Raw genomic sequence first — 1,867 nt, forward strand, 5'->3', positions numbered from 1 at the left:
GAGGGCCCCACCCGAATTTAGATCTATCGATTGGGCTTAAGTTGACGGAGCCGCCGAATAATGCGAAAAACTTTAAGGTCGGCGTCTGGCCAACATGCAGCGTTGAGCGGCAATTTGATCGCATACTCCGTTGAGGATGGCATCGCAAAAATATACCTGAATAATCCGCCTCTTAATATTTTGAATATGAACCTCATGAGGGAGCTCGGGGATGCCGTAGACAGGGCTTCCCACGATGCCTCTGTGAGGGCCATTCTAGTGGGCACGCGCATAGAAAAGGCATTCAGCGCGGGCGCTGATGTCAAGGAACACCTGCCCGACAAGGCGCCCTACATGCTCGATGAATTTAAAAAATTAATAGAAAAAATTCTATTTAACGAGAAGCCCACCGTGGCAGCCGTAAAGGGAGCGTGCTTGGGCGGTGGATTCGAGCTGGCCATGGCATTCGACTTCGTGGTCGCCGGGAACTCGGCCGTTTTAGGCACGCCCGAGATAATGCTATCCTCGATGCCGCCCATAGCTGCGATATTGATGCCCAGAATTTCCGGCATAAGGGGCGCGCTCCGCGTCGTTCTGCTGGGTGAAAACATCACTGCGCAGGATGCCGCTGGCATGGGGATGCTGACGAAGGTTGTCCCCGACAACGAAGTTGACGCCGAAGCGCTGAAAATCGCGAGGTCGGCTGCAGGCTTGAGCTTGGCAGCCGTAAAGATCCTCAAGAAGGTGTTCTGGGCCGGGCTAGTGATGGATCTATCGGAAGGATTCCAGCACGCGAATGACACGTACGTCAAAGAGCTGATCAAAACCCAGGATGGGGTGGAGGGGCTCAGAGCCTTCCTGGAGAAGAGAAAGCCGGTGTGGAGCGACCGCTGAGGGGCTACACCAATCATCGTGTCCGCGTAGCCCTGGCGCTGCCTAATGGGCGCGTGAAATGGGCGAGGCGCACTGCCGAATAATTCTGAACGTGAACTAGGTGCCTTTGGGGCCGCCGAGCCGCGGCTAATAACTCCCCATTCACTAATGCCACGCCTCGGGGCTTAGCCCCTATCTGCTTTCTTATTTCATCCGACATTCCCTCTATCTCCATGAGGAATTTCCTCTGAGGATAGCCTTGGAGGCTCCCCGGCCTGAGGGACTCGATTATCTCTATGGCTTTACGCGCGGAGACACCCCGCTCCACGATGAGCCATGAGGCAGCAACCGTCCCGGTCCTGATAATGCCATCTATGCCGTGAACGAGCGATGGCGCCCCTTCAACCCACCTGAGCATGTCCACGAGCTGGACCATCGTGGGGAGCGATCCCGTGCGCACTGGTATGTGGAGGGGCTTCAGGTCAGCTAAGTAGAGCGAGTCAAAGTATGACGATTTATCGCCCCAGTGCTTGGCTATCTCGTGATCCTCCGGCAGGACCAGAATCCTGCGGATGCCGGACTCCCATATGCCCCTCAGCTCATCGAGGCTCTTCGGGATGCAGCTGCCAGCGAGTCTCCCGCTCTCTACCCAGTACATGCAGCGCGGCGTCGCCACGGCGGTGCAATCAAATGGGTGGGATTTTAACTATACGATGATCGCAATCGAACGGCAACGGCCGGGGGTGGTGGCACCGCGGCGGCTGCGTGCGCGGTGCCTCCGGCGCAGCCGAAGGGATCTGCCTGCTGGATCACCTCGACGCACACGCGTGATTTCCTCGAGTTTGCGGGGCTCATGGAGCCATCCGCCCCTAAACGCGAGTAAGGTTAGCCCCGCCGCTTCACGTGAGTAGATCCGTAGCGATATGCGGCAGCGACTTCATCTCGCCCGCAGATCACGTGCGATCACTGTGGGATGGGCTGCCGTCAAGGCCACGACACGGCCTTCGCCCATGGC

Annotated in this window: 2 protein-coding genes; one reads left to right on the forward strand and one right to left on the reverse strand. The window is 57.7% G+C overall.

The window, feature by feature from the left end; translation table 11 throughout:
* Positions 1 to 114: 114 nt before the first annotated feature.
* Positions 115 to 873: an enoyl-CoA hydratase-related protein gene (locus ABJK56_RS00325; protein WP_347242674.1), complete on the forward strand. Its 759-nt coding sequence runs from the start codon at positions 115 to 117 to the stop codon at positions 871 to 873.
* A 13-nt stretch (positions 874 to 886) separates the two neighbouring features.
* On the opposite strand, the gene ABJK56_RS00330 is transcribed toward ABJK56_RS00325, so the two are convergent.
* On the reverse strand, positions 887 to 1,510 hold the full coding sequence (locus ABJK56_RS00330) for a hypothetical protein (protein ID WP_347242675.1): 624 nt from the start codon (positions 1,508 to 1,510) through the stop codon (positions 887 to 889).
* Positions 1,511 to 1,867 lie beyond the last annotated feature (357 nt).

The organism is Thermogutta sp. (genome assembly GCF_039793925.1).
Classification (GTDB): domain Bacteria; phylum Planctomycetota; class Planctomycetia; order Pirellulales; family Thermoguttaceae; genus Thermogutta.

Coding starts and splice junctions, on each gene's coding strand:
- ABJK56_RS00330 (WP_347242675.1), bottom strand. CDS start 1,510: ATGTACTGGGTAGAGAGCGGGAGACTCGCTGGCAGCTGCATCCCGAAG.